The sequence below is a fragment of the Pseudoalteromonas sp. T1lg24 genome (assembly GCF_002964745.1).
Classification (GTDB): Bacteria; Pseudomonadota; Gammaproteobacteria; order Enterobacterales; family Alteromonadaceae; genus Pseudoalteromonas; species Pseudoalteromonas spongiae.
This window is the reverse complement of sequence record NZ_PQCB01000009.1, coordinates 1-19,402: the sequence shown is the minus strand read 5'-3', so window position 1 is coordinate 19,402 and position 19,402 is coordinate 1. Positions and strand designations below refer to the sequence as shown.

At 44.1% G+C, this 19,402-nt stretch carries 14 protein-coding genes and 1 tRNA gene; all 15 read left to right on the top strand.

The annotated features are described in order from the left end of the window. Entirely contained in the window at positions 1-1,185 is a 1,185-nt protein-coding gene (tuf, locus tag C2M30_RS07065) for an elongation factor Tu (RefSeq protein ID WP_010562291.1), read from the top strand. 261 nt (positions 1,186-1,446) lie between these two features. Beyond that, positions 1,447-3,528 (top strand): elongation factor G, encoded by a 2,082-nt coding sequence (gene fusA / locus C2M30_RS07060; RefSeq protein WP_105171162.1) that lies wholly within the window; start codon positions 1,447-1,449, stop codon positions 3,526-3,528. Positions 3,529-3,694: 166 nt separating this feature from the next. Then, positions 3,695-3,771 (top strand) — tRNA-Trp (locus C2M30_RS07055). 128 nt (positions 3,772-3,899) lie between these two features. Further along, positions 3,900-4,277 (top strand): preprotein translocase subunit SecE, encoded by a 378-nt coding sequence (secE, locus tag C2M30_RS07050; RefSeq protein ID WP_010562293.1) that lies wholly within the window; start codon positions 3,900-3,902, stop codon positions 4,275-4,277. A 4-nt stretch (positions 4,278-4,281) separates the two neighbouring features. Next, positions 4,282-4,839 carry a transcription termination/antitermination protein NusG gene (gene nusG, locus C2M30_RS07045; protein WP_010562294.1) on the top strand — a complete coding sequence of 186 codons (558 nt, stop codon included), beginning with the start codon at positions 4,282-4,284 and terminating at the stop codon, positions 4,837-4,839. A 163-nt stretch (positions 4,840-5,002) separates the two neighbouring features. Continuing rightward, a complete protein-coding gene (gene rplK / locus C2M30_RS07040; RefSeq protein WP_010387320.1) occupies positions 5,003-5,431 on the top strand; it encodes a 50S ribosomal protein L11 in 429 nt (142 codons plus the stop codon). Between the two features lie 6 nt (positions 5,432-5,437). Beyond that, complete coding sequence (gene rplA, locus C2M30_RS07035; protein WP_010562295.1) at positions 5,438-6,142, top strand: 50S ribosomal protein L1; 705 nt, start codon at positions 5,438-5,440, stop codon at positions 6,140-6,142. A 337-nt stretch (positions 6,143-6,479) separates the two neighbouring features. Continuing rightward, positions 6,480-6,974: a 50S ribosomal protein L10 gene (gene rplJ / locus C2M30_RS07030; protein ID WP_010562296.1), complete on the top strand. Its 495-nt coding sequence runs from the start codon at positions 6,480-6,482 to the stop codon at positions 6,972-6,974. 80 nt (positions 6,975-7,054) lie between these two features. Then, entirely contained in the window at positions 7,055-7,417 is a 363-nt protein-coding gene (gene rplL, locus C2M30_RS07025) for a 50S ribosomal protein L7/L12 (protein ID WP_010562297.1), read from the top strand. A gap of 267 nt (positions 7,418-7,684) precedes the next feature. Continuing rightward, complete coding sequence (gene rpoB / locus C2M30_RS07020; protein ID WP_105171161.1) at positions 7,685-11,710, top strand: DNA-directed RNA polymerase subunit beta; 4,026 nt, start codon at positions 7,685-7,687, stop codon at positions 11,708-11,710. Positions 11,711-11,821: 111 nt separating this feature from the next. Next, positions 11,822-15,997 (top strand): DNA-directed RNA polymerase subunit beta', encoded by a 4,176-nt coding sequence (rpoC, locus tag C2M30_RS07015; protein WP_105171160.1) that lies wholly within the window; start codon positions 11,822-11,824, stop codon positions 15,995-15,997. A 163-nt stretch (positions 15,998-16,160) separates the two neighbouring features. Next, entirely contained in the window at positions 16,161-16,535 is a 375-nt protein-coding gene (gene rpsL, locus C2M30_RS07010; RefSeq protein WP_010562300.1) for a 30S ribosomal protein S12, read from the top strand. A 100-nt stretch (positions 16,536-16,635) separates the two neighbouring features. Beyond that, a complete protein-coding gene (gene rpsG / locus C2M30_RS07005) occupies positions 16,636-17,106 on the top strand; it encodes a 30S ribosomal protein S7 (RefSeq protein WP_010562301.1) in 471 nt (156 codons plus the stop codon). Positions 17,107-17,133: 27 nt separating this feature from the next. Beyond that, on the top strand, positions 17,134-19,251 hold the full coding sequence (gene fusA / locus C2M30_RS07000) for an elongation factor G (RefSeq protein WP_105171159.1): 2,118 nt from the start codon (positions 17,134-17,136) through the stop codon (positions 19,249-19,251). A 61-nt stretch (positions 19,252-19,312) separates the two neighbouring features. Further along, positions 19,313-19,402: GTP-binding protein (locus tag C2M30_RS06995; RefSeq protein ID WP_021438671.1), on the top strand; the 90-nt coding region annotated here is incomplete at its 3' end.

Here is a 19,402-nt window from a genome sequence, read left to right as displayed (position 1 = left end):
ATGGCAAAAGAAAAGTTTGAACGTTCGAAACCGCACGTAAACGTAGGTACAATCGGCCACGTTGACCACGGTAAAACAACTCTAACAGCAGCAATCACTAACGTACTTGCAAAAGTATACGGTGGTGAAGCGAAAGACTTCGCAGCAATCGATAACGCTCCAGAAGAGCGTGAGCGTGGTATCACAATCTCAACTTCACACGTTGAGTACGATACACCAACTCGTCACTACGCACACGTAGACTGTCCAGGACACGCGGATTATGTTAAAAACATGATCACAGGTGCTGCACAGATGGACGGCGCAATCCTAGTAGTAGCTGCGACTGATGGCCCAATGCCACAGACACGTGAGCACATCCTTCTTTCACGTCAGGTTGGTGTACCTTACATCATCGTATTCATGAACAAATGTGACATGGTTGACGACGAAGAACTACTAGAGCTAGTAGAAATGGAAGTTCGTGAACTTCTTTCTGAGTACGATTTCCCAGGTGACGACCTACCACTAATCCAAGGTTCAGCTCTTAAAGCACTAGAAGGCGAGAAAGAGTGGGAAGACAAGATTGTTGAGCTTGCAGAAGCACTAGACACTTACATCCCAGAGCCAGAGCGTGACATCGATAAGCCATTCATCATGCCTATCGAAGACGTATTCTCAATCCAGGGTCGTGGTACAGTAGTAACAGGCCGTGTTGAAGCTGGTATCATCAACGTGAACGACGAAGTAGAAATCGTAGGTATTAAAGAAACTACGACTACTACTTGTACGGGTGTTGAAATGTTCCGTAAGCTTCTAGACGAAGGTCGTGCTGGTGAGAACATTGGTGCACTTCTACGTGGTACTAAGCGTGATGAAGTTGAGCGTGGTCAGGTTCTATGTAAGCCTGGTTCAATCAAGCCTCACACTAAGTTCACTTCAGAAGTATACGTACTATCTAAAGATGAAGGTGGTCGTCACACGCCATTCTTCAAAGGCTACCGTCCACAGTTCTACTTCCGTACAACTGACGTAACTGGTGATATCCAATTACCAGATGGCGTAGAAATGGTAATGCCAGGCGACAACATCAAGATGACTGTTGAGCTAATCGTTCCAATCGCGATGGACGAAGGTCTACGTTTCGCGATCCGTGAAGGTGGCCGTACAGTAGGTGCTGGTGTTGTAGCAACTATCGAAGACTAATTCTTGATAGTTAATGCATAAGCATTGAAAAACCCGCGTAAATTGTTACGCGGGTTTTTTTCATTTTTAACATTCGCAGTGGTGTTGTGCTTTTTTTGAACGTTGATTGTTCAAGCTGTAAACAGCTAAATGTGAAATTCAAAGCTTAAATAAGCTAAAAAATGTACATTTTATTGCTGTAAATAAGCCACTATTAGATGATGTTGTCATCAACTAGTGTTATACTCCGCGCGAAAAATTTTAATTAATTAGAGTAAAGAAATGGCTGATTTATCTAAGTACAGAAATATCGGTATTTTTGCCCACGTAGATGCGGGTAAAACGACTACAACAGAACGTATCCTTAAGTTAACTGGTAAAATCCACAAAACTGGTGAGGTTCACGATGGTGAATCAACAACTGACTTCATGGAACAGGAAGCTGAGCGTGGTATTACAATCCAGTCAGCAGCTGTAACGTGTGAGTGGAAAGGTCACCGTTTAAACGTAATCGATACTCCTGGACACGTTGACTTCACAGTTGAAGTATATCGTTCACTTAAAGTTCTTGACGGTGGTATCGGTGTATTCTGTGGTTCTGGTGGTGTTGAGCCTCAGTCAGAAACTAACTGGCGTTACGCTAACGAATCAGAAGTTGCTCGTTGTATCTTCGTAAACAAACTAGACCGTATGGGTGCTGACTTCTACCGCGTTGTAGGTCAAGTTGAGAAAGTACTTGGTGCAAACCCACTAGTTATGACACTACCAATTGGTATCGAAGACGAATTCTGTGGTGTTGTAGACGTTCTAGAGAAAAAAGCATACGTTTGGGATGAGACTGGTCTTCCTGAAAACTATGAAGTACAAGACGTTCCAGCTGACATGGTAGACAAAGTTGAAGAATACCATGAGATGCTAATCGAGTCTGCTGTTGAGCAAGACGACGACCTAATGGAAGCGTACATGGAAGGTGAAATCCCTTCACTAGAGCAAATCAAAGCGTGTATCCGTAAAGGTACTCGTGATCTAGCATTCTTCCCAACTTACTGTGGTTCTGCGTTCAAGAACAAAGGTATGCAGTTAGTACTAGATGCTGTTGTAGATTACCTACCAGCACCAACTGAAGTTGATCCTCAGCCGTTAACTGATAAAGAAACTGGTGAGCCAACTGGTGAAGTTGCAACTGTTTCTGCAGACGAGCCACTAAAAGCGTTAGCGTTCAAAATCATGGACGACCGTTTCGGTGCACTTACGTTCATCCGTATCTACTCAGGTCGCATGAAGAAAGGTGATACAGTTCTTAACTCAGCAACTGGTAAAACAGAGCGTATCGGCCGTATGGTTGAGATGCAAGCTGACGACCGTAACGAAATCACTGAAGCGCAAGCGGGTGACATCATTGCTGTTGTAGGTATGAAGAACGTTCAAACCGGTCACACTCTATGTGATCCTAAGCACGAATGTACTCTTGAAGCGATGATCTTCCCTGATCCGGTAATCTCAATCGCTGTTGCACCTAAAGATAAAGGTGGTAACGAGAAGATGGGTATCGCTATCGGTAAGATGGTTGCAGAAGATCCGTCATTCCAGGTTGAAACTGACGAAGATTCAGGTGAAACAATCCTTAAAGGTATGGGTGAATTACACCTAGACATCAAGGTTGATATCCTTAAGCGTACTTACGGTGTAGACCTAGTTGTTGGTCAGCCTCAGGTTGCTTACCGTGAAACTATCACGCAAGAAATCGAAGACAGCTACACACACAAGAAGCAGTCAGGTGGTTCTGGTCAGTTCGGTAAGATCGATTACCGTATCAAGCCAGGCGAGCAAAACTCAGGCTTCACTTTCTCTTCATCAGTAGTTGGTGGTAACGTTCCTAAGGAATTCTGGCCAGCAGTTGAGAAAGGCTTCGCATCTATGATGGAAGAAGGTGTTCTTGCAGGCTTCCCAGTACTAGACGTTGAAGTTGAACTATTCGACGGTGCTTTCCACGCAGTTGACTCATCAGCAATCGCGTTCGAAATCGCTGCGAAAGGCGCATTCCGTCAGTCTATTCCAAAAGCAGGTCCTCAGCTTCTTGAGCCAATCATGAAAGTTGACGTGTTCACACCAGAAGACAACGTAGGTGACGTAATTGGTGACCTTAACCGTCGTCGTGGTATGATCAAAGACCAAGAAGCTGGCGCAATGGGCGTTCGCATCAAGGGTGAAGTACCGCTTTCAGAAATGTTCGGTTACATCGGTCACCTTCGCACAATTACTTCAGGTCGTGGTCAGTTCTCTATGGAGTTCTCACACTACTCTGCATGTCCAGCAAACGTTGCTGAGACAGTAATTGCTGAACAAAAAGAAAAGAACAAGTAATTAAACTTTTCTAAGTTCTGAAAAAACCCAGCATTTGCTGGGTTTTTTATTGCCACAAATAAAAAATTGCCGATGTTGAAAATCGCAAAGTTAAGATAATTGCTTAGTGGGCATCTTTTACCCTTGTTTTAAAAGAATTGGTCAGTATAATGGGCATCCACTTTGCAGGGGCGTAGTTCCAATTGGTAGAACAGCGGTCTCCAAAACCGACGGTTACGGGTTCGAGTCCTGTCGCCCCTGCCACTTTAATTCGAAGTCTAAACCTGATAGTTTATTTTCTTGTTACTAAGTAGATTATAAAGTTTGGATTTTAAGGATTAACCTCGTCTAAGCACCGGGGTTGTTGTGTCTGGTATTAAGGTAAATTAATTATGAGCGCAAATGTAGAAGCTCCATCAAGCTCAATGGATGCATTAAAATGGATTGTAGCAATTGCACTGCTAGCAGGTGCAGTTGTAGGCAATTACATGTTTGAAGATCAATCTGTATTATTACGTGCAGTTGGTGTAGTAGTAGCGATTGCCGCAGGTTTGGGCGTTGCCTCGTTAACGGGTAAAGGACGTGAGTTTATTGCGTTTGCCAAAGAAGCGAAGCTAGAAGTACGTAAAGTGGTGTGGCCAACACGCCAAGAGACGGTTCAAACAACGTTTATCGTAATGATTGCAACAGTAGTAATGGCGCTTATCCTTTGGGGTCTAGACGGTGCATTATTTAGAATTGTTGGCTTTTTAACTGGATTGGAGATCTGATCCCATGGCGGATGAGAACAAAGAAAAGAAACTACGTTGGTACGTAGTACAAGCATTTTCTGGTTTTGAGAAACGCGTAGCTCAAACAATTATTGAGCATATTAAAATCCAAGGCCTAGAAGACAGCTTCGGTGAGGTATTAGTACCGACTGAAGAAGTTGTAGAAATGAAATCAGGCCAAAAACGTCGTTCAGAGCGCAAGTTCTTCCCAGGCTATGTACTGGTAGAAATGGATATGAACGATGCGAGCTGGCACTTAGTAAATAGCACGCCACGTGTAATGGGTTTCATCGGCGGTACATCTGACCGTCCTGCGCCTATCAGCAAAAAAGAAGCTGATCGTATTCTTAACCGTCTGCAAGAAAATGCAGATGCACCTAAGCCGGCTACATTATTTGAGCCTGGTGAAGTGGTACGTGTTATTGATGGTCCATTTGCTGACTTTAACGGTGTTGTTGAAGAAGTTGATTACGACCGCAGCCGCGTAAAAGTGTCTGTTCTTATTTTTGGTCGTTCTACACCAGTAGAATTAGAATTTGGTCAGGTTGAAGCTGACAAATAATTCTTAAATGATCATATTGAAAAAGGCCGCTGGTTAATCTATAATCAGCGGCCTTTTGTTATCTGATGATAGCAAAAGCTAAGAATTTTTTAATTTTGGGAAGCCGCTTGAGTACGTGTCCTCGCACGCACAAGGCTAAGACCCATTAAATGAGGTTATTAAAATGGCAAAGAAAGTTGAAGCTCTAATCAAGCTACAAGTTGCTGCTGGTATGGCTAACCCTAGTCCTCCAGTAGGTCCTGCACTAGGTCAACATGGTGTTAACATCATGGAATTCTGTAAAGCGTTCAACGCACGTACAGAGTCTATCGAGAAAGGTGCACCGGTTCCTGTAATCATTTCTGTTTACAACGACCGTTCATTCACTTTTGATATGAAAACTCCACCTGCATCTTACCTTCTTAAGAAGGCTGCAGGTATCAAGTCTGGTTCTGGCCGTCCTAACACTGAGAAAGTTGGTACTGTAACACGTGCACAACTAGAAGAGATCGTTGAGACTAAACGTCCTGACCTTACTGCTGCTGATATGGACGCAGCTGTACGCACGATTGCAGGTTCTGCACGTGCAATGGGCTTGAATGTAGAAGGGTAATTGAGAATGGCTAAATTAACTAAGCGTATGCGCGTAATCCGCGAAAAAGTTGACGTAACTAAAGAGTACGAAATCAACGAAGCTGTTGCTCTTCTTAAAGAACTAGCTACTGCTAAATTCACTGAAAGTGTTGACGTTGCTGTAAACCTTGGCATCGACGCTCGTAAATCAGACCAAAACGTACGTGGTGCAACTGTACTACCACACGGTACTGGTCGTGAAGTACGCGTTGCTGTATTCACTCAAGGTGCAAACGCAGATGCTGCTAAAGAAGCTGGTGCTGATTTAGTAGGTATGGACGACCTTGCTGAGCAGGTTAAGAAAGGCGAAATGAACTTTGACGTTGTTGTTGCTTCTCCAGATGCAATGCGCGTTGTTGGTCAACTAGGTCAAATCCTAGGTCCACGTGGTCTTATGCCTAACCCTAAAACTGGTACTGTAACGCCTAACGTTGCAGAAGCAGTTAAAAACGCTAAAGCTGGTCAGGTTCGTTACCGCAACGACAAGAACGGTATTATCCACACTACTATCGGTAAAGTAGATTTTGATGCAAACCAACTTCAAGAAAACCTTGAGGCGTTAATCATCGCTCTTAAGAAGGCTAAGCCTTCTCAAGCGAAAGGTACTTTCCTTAAGAAAGTAAGCATCTCTACTACGATGGGTGCTGGTGTTGCTGTAGACCAAGCTACTCTAAATACTCAAGTAGTATAATTTAGAGAATAGCGTTTACATGGCGCAAAAATTAGACTATAATTTTGCGCCATTTTGTTGAGTTATGAAGTTTTCTTTAATTCAACAATAAAACCAAATTCGGGTTGGAGTCTATAATTTCGCGCTTGTTTCAAGCAAAAGCGATAAATTAGGCTTTCGTCCAAGACCGTAGGTGCAAACCATTAGGTGTGCTTAATCTCCTACGTAGACGGTGTGAATCCCCAGCAAGATTTTTCCTAATCTTCTGGCTCTCGCCGTAAAAAGCACTTTTAATCTTAATTTTGATTAAAAGATGAGTAAACAGGGGCTTGTCCCCATAGAACCAGGAGTAACACCCATGGCGTTAAATCTTCAAGACAAAAAAGCAATTGTTGCTGAAGTTAACGAAGCTGCCAAAGGTGCTCTTTCTGCAGTTGTTGCAGATTCTCGTGGTGTAACTGTAGATGCTATCACTGCCCTTCGTAAAGAAGCTCGTGAAGCAGGCGTTTGGATGAAGGTTGTTCGTAACACTTTAGCTAAACGTGCTGTTGAAGGTACTGATTATGAGTGTCTAAATGAGTCGCTAGTTGGTCCTAGCTTAATCGCTTTCTCTTCTGAGCACCCAGGTGCTGCAGCGCGTATCTTTAAAGATTTCGCGAAGAAGAATGAAAACTTTGAAGTTAAAACGGCCGCTTTTGAAGGTAACGTTGTAGACGCAGATATGCTTGCTACATTACCAACATACGACGAAGCAGTTGCACGCTTAATGAGCGCTATGAAAGAAGCGTCTGCTGGTAAATTGTGTAAAACAATTGAAGCAGTACGTGTACAGAAAGCTGAGCAAGCTGCTTAATTTTAAGCTGTTTTTTGTTCTTTTTCGGTGTAAAGTATTTTTTGAACCCTTAATGGTTCGTAATTATTAGGAAATTTGAAATGTCTGTATCTAAAGACCAAATCCTTGACGCTATTGCTGAAATGTCAGTAATGGAAGTTGTTGAACTAGTTGAAGCTATGGAAGAGAAGTTCGGCGTAACTGCAGCTGCTGCTGTTGTTGCTGCTGGTCCTGCTGAAGCTGCTGAAGAAAAGACTGAGTTCGACGTAATCTTAGCTGCTGCTGGCGGTAACAAAGTTGCTGCAATCAAAGCTGTACGTGGCGCAACTGGTCTTGGCCTTAAAGAAGCTAAGGCGCTTGTTGAGTCTGCTCCTGCACCAATCAAAGAAGGTGTATCTAAGGAAGAAGCTGAAGCACTTAAGAAAGATCTTGAAGAAGCTGGTGCTGAAGTTGAGATCAAGTAATCTAGCTTATGCTAGATTAGCTGCCTGACCAAAAATCAGGCAAGGGCTGGTGAATTTTTATTCACCGGCCTTTTTGCGCTGTAGAGCTCCGGCTTTGCAATCGCACAATAATTAGCTAAGTTGTTTAATTATTAGTTTTGCAACCAACTGATTTTTAATGTTTTTAGCTGATTAAAAAATTGGTGTTGCAGTATTGGCCACAGTGCCAAGTTAGTCTGTTCATTATTATGAGCAGTTGGGTCAAAAGTCAGCAAGCTGAGGAACCCCATGGCTTACTCTTATTCTGAAAAGAAACGTATCCGTAAGGATTTTGGTAAACGTCCACAAGTGTTGGATGTGCCGTTTCTACTGTCTACGCAGTTAGAATCCTTTAAAAAATTCTTAAGTCCGGACGCAGAAGGCAATCACGGCCTTGAAGCAGCATTCCGTTCTGTTTTCCCGATCAAAAGTTACTCGGGAAATTCTGAGCTACAATACGTAAGTTATCGTATTGGTGAGCCAGTATTTGATGTTAAAGAGTGTCAAATCCGCGGTGTGACTTATTCTGCACCATTACGCGTTAAGCTACGCTTAGTGCTAATGGACAAGGAAGCACCAGGCACAGTTAAAGACATTAAAGAGCAAGAAGTATACATGGGCGAAATTCCGCTCATGACCGATACAGGTACTTTTGTGATCAATGGTACTGAGCGTGTAATCGTTTCTCAGCTACATCGTTCACCAGGTGTATTCTTCGATAATGACCGTGGTAAAACGCACTCATCGGGTAAAGTTTTATATAATGCACGTGTTATTCCTTACCGTGGTTCTTGGTTAGATTTCGAATTCGATCCAAAAGATAACCTATTCGTACGTATCGACCGTCGTCGTAAACTACCAGCGTCTATCATTTTACGCGCACTAGAATATTCAACTGAAGAAATTCTAGATATGTTCTTCGAAACTACAACGTTCGAAGTAGCAGACGGTAAAGTATTAATGGAACTTGTTCCATCACGTTTACGTGGTGAGACTGCGATCTTTGATATTAAAGATCCTTCTGGTGATGTGATTGTTGAATCAGGCCGTCGTATTACGGCGCGTCACATCAAACAATTAGAAAAGAACAACGTTACTCAGCTAGAAGTTCCGCACGAGTACATCATTGATCGTGTTGTAGCGAAAAACTACATCAACGAAGACACGGGTGAAATTGTAGCTGAAGCAAATGCTGAGCTGTCACTTGAGTTAATGGCTGAACTTGTTAAAGCGGGCTTTAACAAGATTGAAACACTGTATATCAACGAAGTTGATAGCGGTGCATACATGTCAGAAACTGTACGTGTTGACCCAACAAATGATCGTTTAGAAGCGCTTGTTGAAATCTACCGCATGATGCGTCCTGGTGAGCCACCAACGCGTGATGCAGCAGAAGCACTATTCGATAACTTATTCTTCTCTGAAGAGCGTTACGACCTATCACAAGTTGGTCGTATGAAATTCAACAGCCGTGTTGGCCATGAAGAAGGTTACGGTGCAGGTACACTAAGTAAAGAAGATATCGTTGCAGTTATGAAGGTTCTAATCGACATTCGTAACGGTAAAGGTGACGTAGATGATATCGACCACTTAGGTAACCGTCGTATTCGTTCTGTGGGTGAAATGGCAGAAAACCAATTTCGTGTTGGTTTAGTACGTGTTGAGCGTGCAGTACGTGAGCGTTTAAGCTTAGGTGATCTTGATGCAGTAATGCCACAAGACCTAATCAATGCTAAGCCTATTTCTGCAGCGGTTAAAGAATTCTTCGGTTCATCGCAGTTATCTCAGTTTATGGACCAAAACAACCCGCTTTCAGAAGTAACGCACAAGCGTCGTATCTCTGCATTAGGTCCAGGTGGTCTAACGCGTGAGCGCGCAGGCTTCGAAGTACGTGACGTTCACGTAACGCACTACGGTCGTGTATGTCCAATCGAAACGCCTGAAGGTCCGAACATCGGTCTAATCAACTCGCTTTCAACATACGCACGTACTAACGACTATGGTTTCCTAGAAACGCCATACCGTAAAGTAATTGACGGCGTTGTAACTGACGAAGTTGATTACCTATCTGCAATCGAAGAAGGCCAGTTTGTAATTGCGCAGGCAAACGCAAACCTAACTGAAGAAAACCGTTTTGTTGATGAGCAAATTCCATGTCGTCACAAAGGTGAATCAACCTTTATGCCTAGCGACAGCATCCAATATATGGATGTATCGCCACAACAGGTTATCTCAGTTGCAGCAGCACTTATCCCATTCCTAGAACACGATGATGCGAACCGTGCACTAATGGGATCGAACATGCAACGTCAAGCAGTACCAACATTACGTGCAGACAAGCCGTTAGTAGGTACAGGTATCGAGCGTACACTTGCGAAAGATTCAGGTGTAACAATCGTTGCTAAGCGTGGCGGTGTAGTTGATTACGCTGATGCCAGCCGTATCGTTGTAAACGTAAATGAAGATGAGCGCGTTCCAGGTGAAGCGGGTATCGACATTTATAACCTAACTAAGTACACACGTTCTAACCAGAACACCTGTATCAACCAAAAACCAACGTGTATGGTTGGTGAGCCGGTTGTTCGTGGTGACGTACTTGCTGATGGTCCTTCGACAGACTTAGGTGACTTAGCACTAGGTCAAAACCTTCGCGTGGCATTCATGCCATGGAATGGTTATAACTTCGAGGATTCAATCTTACTATCAGAGCGCGTAGTTCAAGAAGATCGTCTAACCACGATTCATATTCAAGAACTTCAGTGTATCGCGCGTGATACCAAGTTAGGTCCAGAAGAAATTACAGCTGATATTCCTAACGTAGGTGAATCTGCACTTGGCAAACTTGATGAATCGGGTGTTGTATACATCGGTGCTGAAGTTAAAGGCGGTGACATCTTAGTTGGTAAAGTTACACCTAAAGGTGAAACGCAGCTAACGCCTGAAGAAAAGCTACTACGTGCTATCTTCGGTGAAAAAGCGTCTGACGTTAAAGACAGCTCATTACGTGTACCAAACTCAGTATCTGGTACGGTAATCGACGTTCAAGTATTTACTCGCGATGGTGTTGAAAAAGACAAGCGCGCACTTGAAATCGAAGAGATGCAAGTTCGTGAAGCGAAGAAAGACTTCAACGAAGAATTTAAGATCCTTGAAGAAGGTGTCTTAAGCCGTGCTCGCAAGCTACTTATCGCTGCTGGTATGGATGAAGCATCACTTGCAGGTCTTGCTGCAGACAAGCTACTAACGCAAAGCCTAGCTGATGAAGCACAACAAGGCGAGTTAGAGCAACTAGCTGAACAGTATGATGAATTAAAAGCTGATTACGACAAGCGCTTCGAAACTAAGCGTCGTAAGATCACACAAGGTGATGATTTAGCACCAGGTGTTCTTAAGATTGTTAAAGTTTACCTTGCGGTTAAACGTCGTATTCAACCGGGTGATAAGATGGCTGGTCGTCACGGTAACAAGGGTGTTATCTCGACAATCGTACCAGTAGAAGATATGCCTTACGATGACCGTGGTCGTACCGTAGACATCGTTCTTAACCCGCTAGGTGTACCATCACGTATGAACATCGGTCAGATCTTAGAAACACACATGGGTCTGGCTGCACGTGGTATCGGTGAGCGCCTAGAAGACATGATGAAAGAACAGCGTGAACTTCACGAATTACGTGAATTCATTGCTAAAGCTTACGCATTAGGTGACTGTCGTCAGAAAGTTGATATTGCAAGCTTCTCTGATGATGAAATCCGTCGCTTAGCTGAAAACCTAAAAGGCGGTTTACCAATCGCAACTCCAGCGTTTGACGGTGCAAAAGAAAGTGAAATCAAAGAACTACTTGAGCTAGGTGGATACCCTTCAAGTGGTCAGGTAACACTTTATGACGGTCGTACTGGTGATGAGTTTGAGCGAAAAGTAACTGTAGGTTACATGTACATGCTGAAACTAAACCACTTAGTAGATGACAAGATGCACGCTCGTTCGACTGGTTCTTACAGCCTAGTAACTCAGCAGCCACTTGGTGGTAAAGCTCAGTTCGGTGGTCAGCGTTTCGGTGAGATGGAGGTATGGGCACTAGAAGCATACGGTGCTGCTTACACGCTACAAGAAATGCTTACTGTTAAGTCGGATGACGTTAACGGTCGTACTAAGATGTATAAGAACATCGTAGACGGAAACCACAAGATGGAACCTGGTATGCCAGAATCGTTCAACGTATTGTTGAAAGAGATCCGCTCACTAGGTATCAACATCGAGCTGGAAGAAGAATAAGCCGATTAGGCGCTACTCTGTAGACACAGAGTAAAGCGCCTTTCGCGAACGAATAGCTGGGGTGGCTAAAATGGACCGCCCCCAAGATTAACCTCCTTTAGGAGAGCTAAGGTGAAAGACTTACTTAAGTTTCTGAAGCAACAAAACAAGACCGAAGAGTTTGATGCGATCCGCATCGGTCTAGCTTCGCCAGATATGGTACGTTCATGGTCATTTGGTGAGGTAAAGAAACCTGAGACAATCAACTACCGTACTTTCAAGCCTGAGCGCGACGGCTTATTCTGTGCTCGTATTTTCGGCCCAGTAAAAGACTATGAGTGTTTATGTGGTAAATATAAGCGCTTAAAGCACCGTGGTGTTATTTGTGAAAAGTGTGGCGTAGAAGTTACATTAACTAAGGTTCGTCGTGACCGTATGGGTCATATCGAGCTAGCTAGCCCTGTAGCGCACATTTGGTTCCTTAAATCATTACCGTCTCGTATCGGCCTAATGTTAGACATGACATTACGTGATATCGAACGCGTACTTTACTTCGAATCATTCGTAGTAACAGAGCCAGGTATGACAACGCTTGAGCGTGGTCAGCTATTAGGTGAAGAAGAATACCTAGATGCATTAGAAGAGCACGGTGATGAGTTCGAAGCTAAGATGGGTGCAGAAGCTGTACTTGATCTACTTCGTGACCTTGACCTTGGTCAGCTAATTGCAGAAATGCGCGAAGAGTTACCAACAATTAACTCTGAAACTAAGCGTAAGAAGATCACTAAGCGTCTTAAGCTGATGGAATCATTCCACCAATCAGGTAACAACCCTGAGTGGATGATCATGACTGTATTACCAGTTCTTCCACCAGATCTACGTCCACTAGTACCACTAGATGGCGGTCGCTTTGCAACATCTGATCTGAACGATTTATACCGTCGTGTAATCAACCGTAACAACCGTCTGAAGCGTCTTTTAGACTTAGCTGCACCAGACATTATCGTACGCAACGAAAAGCGTATGTTACAAGAAGCGGTAGATGCACTACTTGATAACGGTCGTCGCGGTCGTGCGATCACAGGTTCTAACAAGCGTCCACTTAAGTCGCTTGCAGACATGATCAAAGGTAAGCAAGGTCGTTTCCGTCAAAACCTTCTTGGTAAGCGTGTTGACTACTCAGGCCGTTCTGTAATCACTGTAGGTCCTACACTGAAACTACACCAGTGTGGTCTTCCTAAGAAAATGGCACTAGAGCTATTCAAGCCATTTATCTACGGTAAATTAGAGCGCCGCGGTATGGCGACTACTATCAAAGCTGCGAAGAAGATGGTAGAGCGTGAAGTACCGGAAGTTTGGGATATCCTAGATGAAGTAATTCGTGAGCACCCGGTTCTACTTAACCGTGCACCAACACTTCACCGTCTTGGTATCCAAGCGTTTGAACCAGTTTTAATCGAAGGTAAAGCGATTCACCTACACCCACTAGTGTGTGCGGCATATAACGCTGACTTCGATGGTGACCAAATGGCGGTACACGTACCGTTAACATTAGAAGCACAGCTAGAAGCACGTGCACTAATGATGTCAACCAACAACATTCTTTCACCAGCGAACGGTGAGCCAATCATCGTACCTTCACAGGACGTTGTATTAGGTCTTTACTACATGACGCGCGATCGCATTAATGCGAACGGTGAAGGTTTAGTATTTAAAGACGCGAAAGAAGCTGAGAAAGCATACCGTACGGGTGTTGCTGACTTACACGCACGCGTTAAAGTTCGTTTAACTGAAACGGTTATCAGCGAAGAAGGCGACAAGAGCGAAATTACACACCTAGTTGAAACAACAGTGGGTCGTGCGATTTTCTCACTTATCATGCCTAAAGGCTTACCATTTGAACTTGTTAACAAGGCAATGGGTAAGAAGCAGATTTCGGGTCTTCTTAACGAGTGTTACCGTCGTCTAGGTCTAAAAGACACAGTAGTGTTTGCTGACCAAGTAATGTACACAGGTTTCCACTACGCGATGAAGTCGGGTGTTTCTATCGGTATTAACGATATGGAAATCCCACCAGTTAAAGCTGAGATCATCGACGCTGCTGAAGCAGAAGTTAACGAAATTAACCAACAGTTCCAGTCTGGTCTTGTAACTGCTGGTGAAAAGTACAACAAAGTTATCGATATCTGGTCACGTGTAAATGAAAACTTATCACGTGAAATGATGGCAAACTTATCAAAAGATACTGTAATCAACGCGGAAGGTGTTGAGGAAGAGCAAGACTCATTCAACTCAGTATTTATGATGGCCGACTCAGGTGCACGTGGTAGCGCCGCTCAGATCCGTCAGTTAGCGGGTATGCGTGGTCTAATGGCACGTCCAGATGGTTCAATCATCGAAACACCAATCACGGCGAACTTCCGTGAAGGTCTAAACGTACTACAGTACTTCATCTCGACGCACGGTGCGCGTAAAGGTCTTGCCGATACAGCACTTAAGACAGCGAACTCGGGTTACCTAACACGTCGTCTAGTAGACGTTGCACAAGACTTAGTGATCAACGAGCAAGACTGTGGTACTGAAGATGGTCTAACAATGAAGCCGCTAATTGAAGGTGGTGACGTTGTTGAGCCGCTACGCGAGCGTGTATTAGGTCGTGTAGTTGCTGAAGACGTATTAAAGCCGGGTACTGAAGAAGTACTTGTTGAGCGTAACGTAATGCTTGACGAAAAACTGTGTGACCTTTTAGAAGAGAACTCAGTGGACGAAGTTCGCGTACGTTCAGTTATCACATGTGATAACGACTTTGGTGTATGTGCTAACTGTTACGGTCGTGACCTTGCACGTGGTCACCTAATTAACCCAGGTGAATCAGTAGGTGTTATCGCAGCTCAATCAATCGGTGAGCCGGGTACACAGCTTACGATGCGTACCTTCCACATCGGTGGTGCGGCATCTCGAGCGTCTGCAGAGAACAGCGTTCAAGTTAAGAACAACGGTAGCTTGAAGCTACACAACGCGAAATACGTTCTTAACTCAGATGGTAAGATTGTAATCACATCTCGTTCAACTGAAATCACAGTTATCGACGAGCACGGTCGTGAGAAAGAGCGTTATAAAGTACCTTACGGTGCGGTTCTTTCAGTACAAGATGGTGCTGAAGTAGCTGGTAACGATATCGTTGCGACATGGGATCCGCATAGCCACCCAATCATTGTTGAACACGAATCAAAAGTTCAGTTCAGCGACATTGATGACTCAAACGTAGAATCGCAAACAGACGAACTAACTGGTCTTACGCGTATGGTTGTTAAAGACCTAGCGAAAGTTAACGCGAAAGAGCCTAAGTTAATCATCGAAAACGATGAGCGCGGTCTTCAAGAAATCCGTATTCCTTCATTCACTACAATTGAAGTGACAGATGGTTCAACGGTTGCGGCTGGTGCAGTATTAGCACGTATCCCGCAAGAAGGTTCGAAGACACGCGATATCACCGGTGGTCTACCTCGAGTTGCTGACTTATTTGAAGCGCGTAAGCCGAAAGATCCAGCAATTCTTGCAGAAATCACAGGTACAGTTAGTTTCGGTAAAGAAACTAAAGGTAAGAAACGCTTAGTTATTACACCAGAGCAAGGTGATGCATACGAAGAGATGATTCCTAAATGGCGTCAGCTTAACGTGTTCGAAGGTGAATCAGTATCGAAAGGTGAAGTTATCGCCGACGGTCCAGAGTCACCACACGATATCCTTCGCCTACGTGGTGTAACTGATGTTGCTAACTACATCGTAAACGAAGTACAAGAAGTATACCGTTTACAAGGTGTAAAAATTAACGATAAGCATATCGAAACTATCATTCGTCAGATGATCCGTAAGTGCATCATCCTAGACGGTGGTGATACAGAATTCCTAGCAGGTGAACAAGTTGAAGTGGCGCGCGTAAATATCGCAAACCGTGATCTTGAAGAGCAAGGTAAGATCCCAGCTAAATATGAAATTCAGCTAATGGGTATTACTAAAGCATCACTTGCGACAGAATCATTCATTTCTGCAGCATCATTCCAGGAGACAACTCGTGTTCTTACTGATGCAGCAGTAAATGGTAAGAGCGATGAATTACGTGGTCTTAAAGAAAACGTAATTGTAGGTCGCTTGATTCCGGCGGGTACTGGTTTTGCCTACCACCAAGACCGTATCAATCGTCGCAAACAAGGTGAAAGTGTTGAAGAGCAAACAGTTAGTGTAGATGAAGCATCACAAGCACTAACCGATGCACTTAATGCTGGCATCGAAGGCGAGCAAGAATAACCTTAATCGCAACTCGCACATATAGCCTAAATTTCGGGCTATATGTGCAGTTTATGTTGACAGGTTAAACTTTGCTCATTAAAATTCCGCCACCCTTTTGCTCAGTGAAGTAAAAGGGCGGATTTTTTTCAGTAGTTTAGTTTAATTTATTAGGAGCTATTTAATGGCAACTATCAACCAGCTAGTGCGTAAGCCACGTCGCAGCAAGGTTAAATCAAATAACTCAGCTGCGCTTAAGGCTTGTCCTCAAAAGCGTGGCGTATGTACTCGTGTATATACAACAACACCTAAGAAACCAAACTCGGCTCTACGTAAAGTAGCGCGTGTTCGTTTAACGAATGGTTTCGAAGTAACTTCATACATCGGTGGTGAAGGTCACAACCTTCAAGAGCACAGTGTAATTCTTATCCGTGGTGGTCGTGTTAAAGACTTACCAGGTGTACGTTTCCACACTGTTCGCGGTGCACTTGACTGTGCAGGCGTTAACGACCGTCGTCAAGGTCGTTCTAAGTACGGTGCTAAGCGCCCTAAGGGCTAATGGTTCTCCGTTAGTAAGGCCAAGCACTTAAATTTGTAATTAATATTGTTTTGGGGATTCGCTGAAGTAAAGCGGACCTGAAGAAATCGGAGAGATTAAAATGCCTAGAAGACGCGTAATAGGTCAACGTAAAATTCTTCCAGATCCGAAGTTCGGATCAGAGCTTCTTGCTAAATTCGTTAACGTAGTAATGTTAGACGGTAAGAAGTCAACTGCTGAAAAAATCGTATATGGTGCGCTAGACGTGGCTGCTGAGAAATCAGGCAAGTCGCACCTAGAAATCTTCGAATCGGCACTTGAAAATGTTCGCCCACAGGTAGAGGTTAAATCTCGCCGTGTTGGTGGTTCAACATACCAAGTACCAGTAGAAGTACGCCCAGTTCGTCGTAACGCATTAGGTATGCGTTGGTTAGTTGAAGCAGCTCGTAAGCGTGGTGAAAAATCAATGGGCTTACGTCTTGCACAAGAAATGATTGATGCTGCTGAAAACAAAGGCACTGCGGTTAAGAAACGTGAAGACGTTCACCGTATGGCTGAAGCGAACAAGGCATTCGCTCACTACCGTTGGTAGTAAGCTCTTAAGTTTTAAGAGGATATTATGGCACGTACAACTCCAATTGAGCGTTATCGCAATATCGGTATTTGTGCCCACGTAGATGCGGGTAAAACCACCACTACAGAACGTGTTCTTTTCTACACCGGTCTTAGTCATAAGATCGGTGAAGTTCACGACGGTGCCGCAACTATGGACTGGATGGAGCAGGAGCAAGAGCGTGGTATCACGATCACTTCTGCTGCAACCACGTGTTTCTGGAAAGGTATGGACGCTCAGTTCGAAGACCACCGTATCAATATTATTGATACCCCAGGACACGTAGACTTCACTATCGAAGTAGAGCGTTCTTTACGCGTACTCGATGGTGCAGTTGTAGTACTTTGTGCTTCATCTGGTGTCCAGCCACAAACGGAAACGGTGTGGCGACAAGCAAATAAATATGAAGTACCACGCATGATCTTTGTTAATAAGATGGACCGCGTAGGTGCTGACTTCTTGATGGTAGTTGAGCAGGTTAAGAGCCGTTTAGGCGCTGTACCTGTACCAATCCAACTTGCTATCGGTGCTGAAGACGACTTCAAAGGAGTCGTTGATCTTATCAAGATGAAAGCGATTAACTGGTCTGAAGAAGATCAAGGTATGAGCTTCACTTACGAAGAGATTCCTGCAGACCTTCAAGACCTTGCTGAAGAATGGCGTGCTCACTTAGTTGAGTCTGCTGCTGAAGCAAACGAAGAGTTAATGGAAAAGTACCTAGAAGATGGTGAATTAACGGAAGAAGAAATCAAAGCAGCAATTCGTCAACGTACGCTTGCGAACGAAATCGTTCCAATGGCCTGTGGTTCTGCATTTAAGAACAAAGGTGTACAAGCGGTACTTGATGCTGTGATTGAATTCATGCCGTCACCAACTGAAGTTAAGCAAATCCAAGGTGTTTTAGACGACGGCGAGACAGAAGAAGAACGTCCTGCTGATGACAATGCACCATTTGCGGCGCTTGCATTTAAAATTGCAACCGACCCATTTGTTGGAACGCTAACTTTCTTCCGCGTTTACTCAGGTGTTGTAGCCACTGGTGATACAGTTTACAACCCAGTTAAAGCTAAACGTGAGCGTTTTGGTCGTATTGTGCAAATGCACTCAAATGACCGTCAAGAGATTAAAGAAGTTCGCGCTGGCGACATCGCGGCAGCAATTGGTCTGAAAGATGTAACAACAGGTGACACACTGTGTTCACTTGATTCGCACATTACACTTGAGCGTATGGAATTCCCTGAGCCAGTAATTTCAGTAGCGGTAGAACCGCGCACCAAAGCTGACCAAGAAAAAATGGGTATTGCACTAGGTAAACTAGCTGCAGAAGATCCATCTTTCCGTGTCGAAACAGATGAAGAATCAGGCCAGACCATCATTTCAGGAATGGGTGAACTTCACTTAGATATTATCGTTGATCGTATGAAACGTGAATTCAGCGTTGAATGTAACGTTGGTAAACCTCAGGTTGCGTATCGTGAAGCTATCCGCTCAACTGTTGAAGTTGAAGGTAAGTTTGTACGTCAGTCTGGTGGTCGCGGACAATATGGTCACGTTTGGCTGAAACTTGAGCCAATGGACTTTACGGAAGAAGATGCTGAAAACTTCGAATTCGTTAACGAAATCGTTGGTGGCGCTGTTCCAAAAGAGTACATTCCTGCGGTAGAAAAAGGTGTTGCTGAGCAAATGCAAAATGGTGTATTAGCTGGCTTCCCTGTATTAGGCGTTAAAGCGACACTATATGATGGTTCATTCCATGATGTAGACTCGAATGAAATGGCGTTTAAGATCGCAGGTTCTATGGCATTCAAGAAAGGTGCGCTTGAAGCGAACCCAGCCTTATTAGAACCGGTTATGAAGGTTGAAGTTATCACCCCTGAAGAAAACATGGGTGATGTAGTAGGCGACCTAAACCGTCGTCGCGGTATGATCGAAGGCATGGACGAAGCGCCAGGTGGTCTTAAGCAAGTAAACGCACAAGTGCCGCTTGCTGAGATGTTCGGTTATGCAACAGACCTTCGTTCTGCAACACAAGGGCGTGCTTCGTACTCGATGGAATTCCTCAAGTACGCAGAAGCATCTTCAAATGTTGCAGACGCAATTATTGCAGCTCGCGCTGTTAAGTAATTTTAGTTCGGTCCGATTCATGTGGGATCGGACTTTAATTTCTTTATAGGAATTTAAGAAAATGGCAAAAGAAAAGTTTGAACGTTCGAAACCGCACGTAAACGTAGGTACAATCGGCCACGTTGACCACGGTAAAACAACTCTAACAGCA

Bases quoted from the DNA above. Each gene is read 5' to 3' on its own strand.
- tuf (WP_010562291.1), top strand. From the start codon at position 1: ATGGCAAAAGAAAAGTTTGAACGTTCGAAACCGCACGTAAACGTAGGT.
- fusA (WP_105171162.1), top strand. From the start codon at position 1,447: ATGGCTGATTTATCTAAGTACAGAAATATCGGTATTTTTGCCCACGTA.
- secE (WP_010562293.1), top strand. From the start codon at position 3,900: ATGAGCGCAAATGTAGAAGCTCCATCAAGCTCAATGGATGCATTAAAA.
- nusG (WP_010562294.1), top strand. From the start codon at position 4,282: ATGGCGGATGAGAACAAAGAAAAGAAACTACGTTGGTACGTAGTACAA.
- rplK (WP_010387320.1), top strand. From the start codon at position 5,003: ATGGCAAAGAAAGTTGAAGCTCTAATCAAGCTACAAGTTGCTGCTGGT.
- rplA (WP_010562295.1), top strand. From the start codon at position 5,438: ATGGCTAAATTAACTAAGCGTATGCGCGTAATCCGCGAAAAAGTTGAC.
- rplJ (WP_010562296.1), top strand. From the start codon at position 6,480: ATGGCGTTAAATCTTCAAGACAAAAAAGCAATTGTTGCTGAAGTTAAC.
- rplL (WP_010562297.1), top strand. From the start codon at position 7,055: ATGTCTGTATCTAAAGACCAAATCCTTGACGCTATTGCTGAAATGTCA.
- rpoB (WP_105171161.1), top strand. From the start codon at position 7,685: ATGGCTTACTCTTATTCTGAAAAGAAACGTATCCGTAAGGATTTTGGT.
- rpsL (WP_010562300.1), top strand. From the start codon at position 16,161: ATGGCAACTATCAACCAGCTAGTGCGTAAGCCACGTCGCAGCAAGGTT.
- rpsG (WP_010562301.1), top strand. From the start codon at position 16,636: ATGCCTAGAAGACGCGTAATAGGTCAACGTAAAATTCTTCCAGATCCG.
- fusA (WP_105171159.1), top strand. From the start codon at position 17,134: ATGGCACGTACAACTCCAATTGAGCGTTATCGCAATATCGGTATTTGT.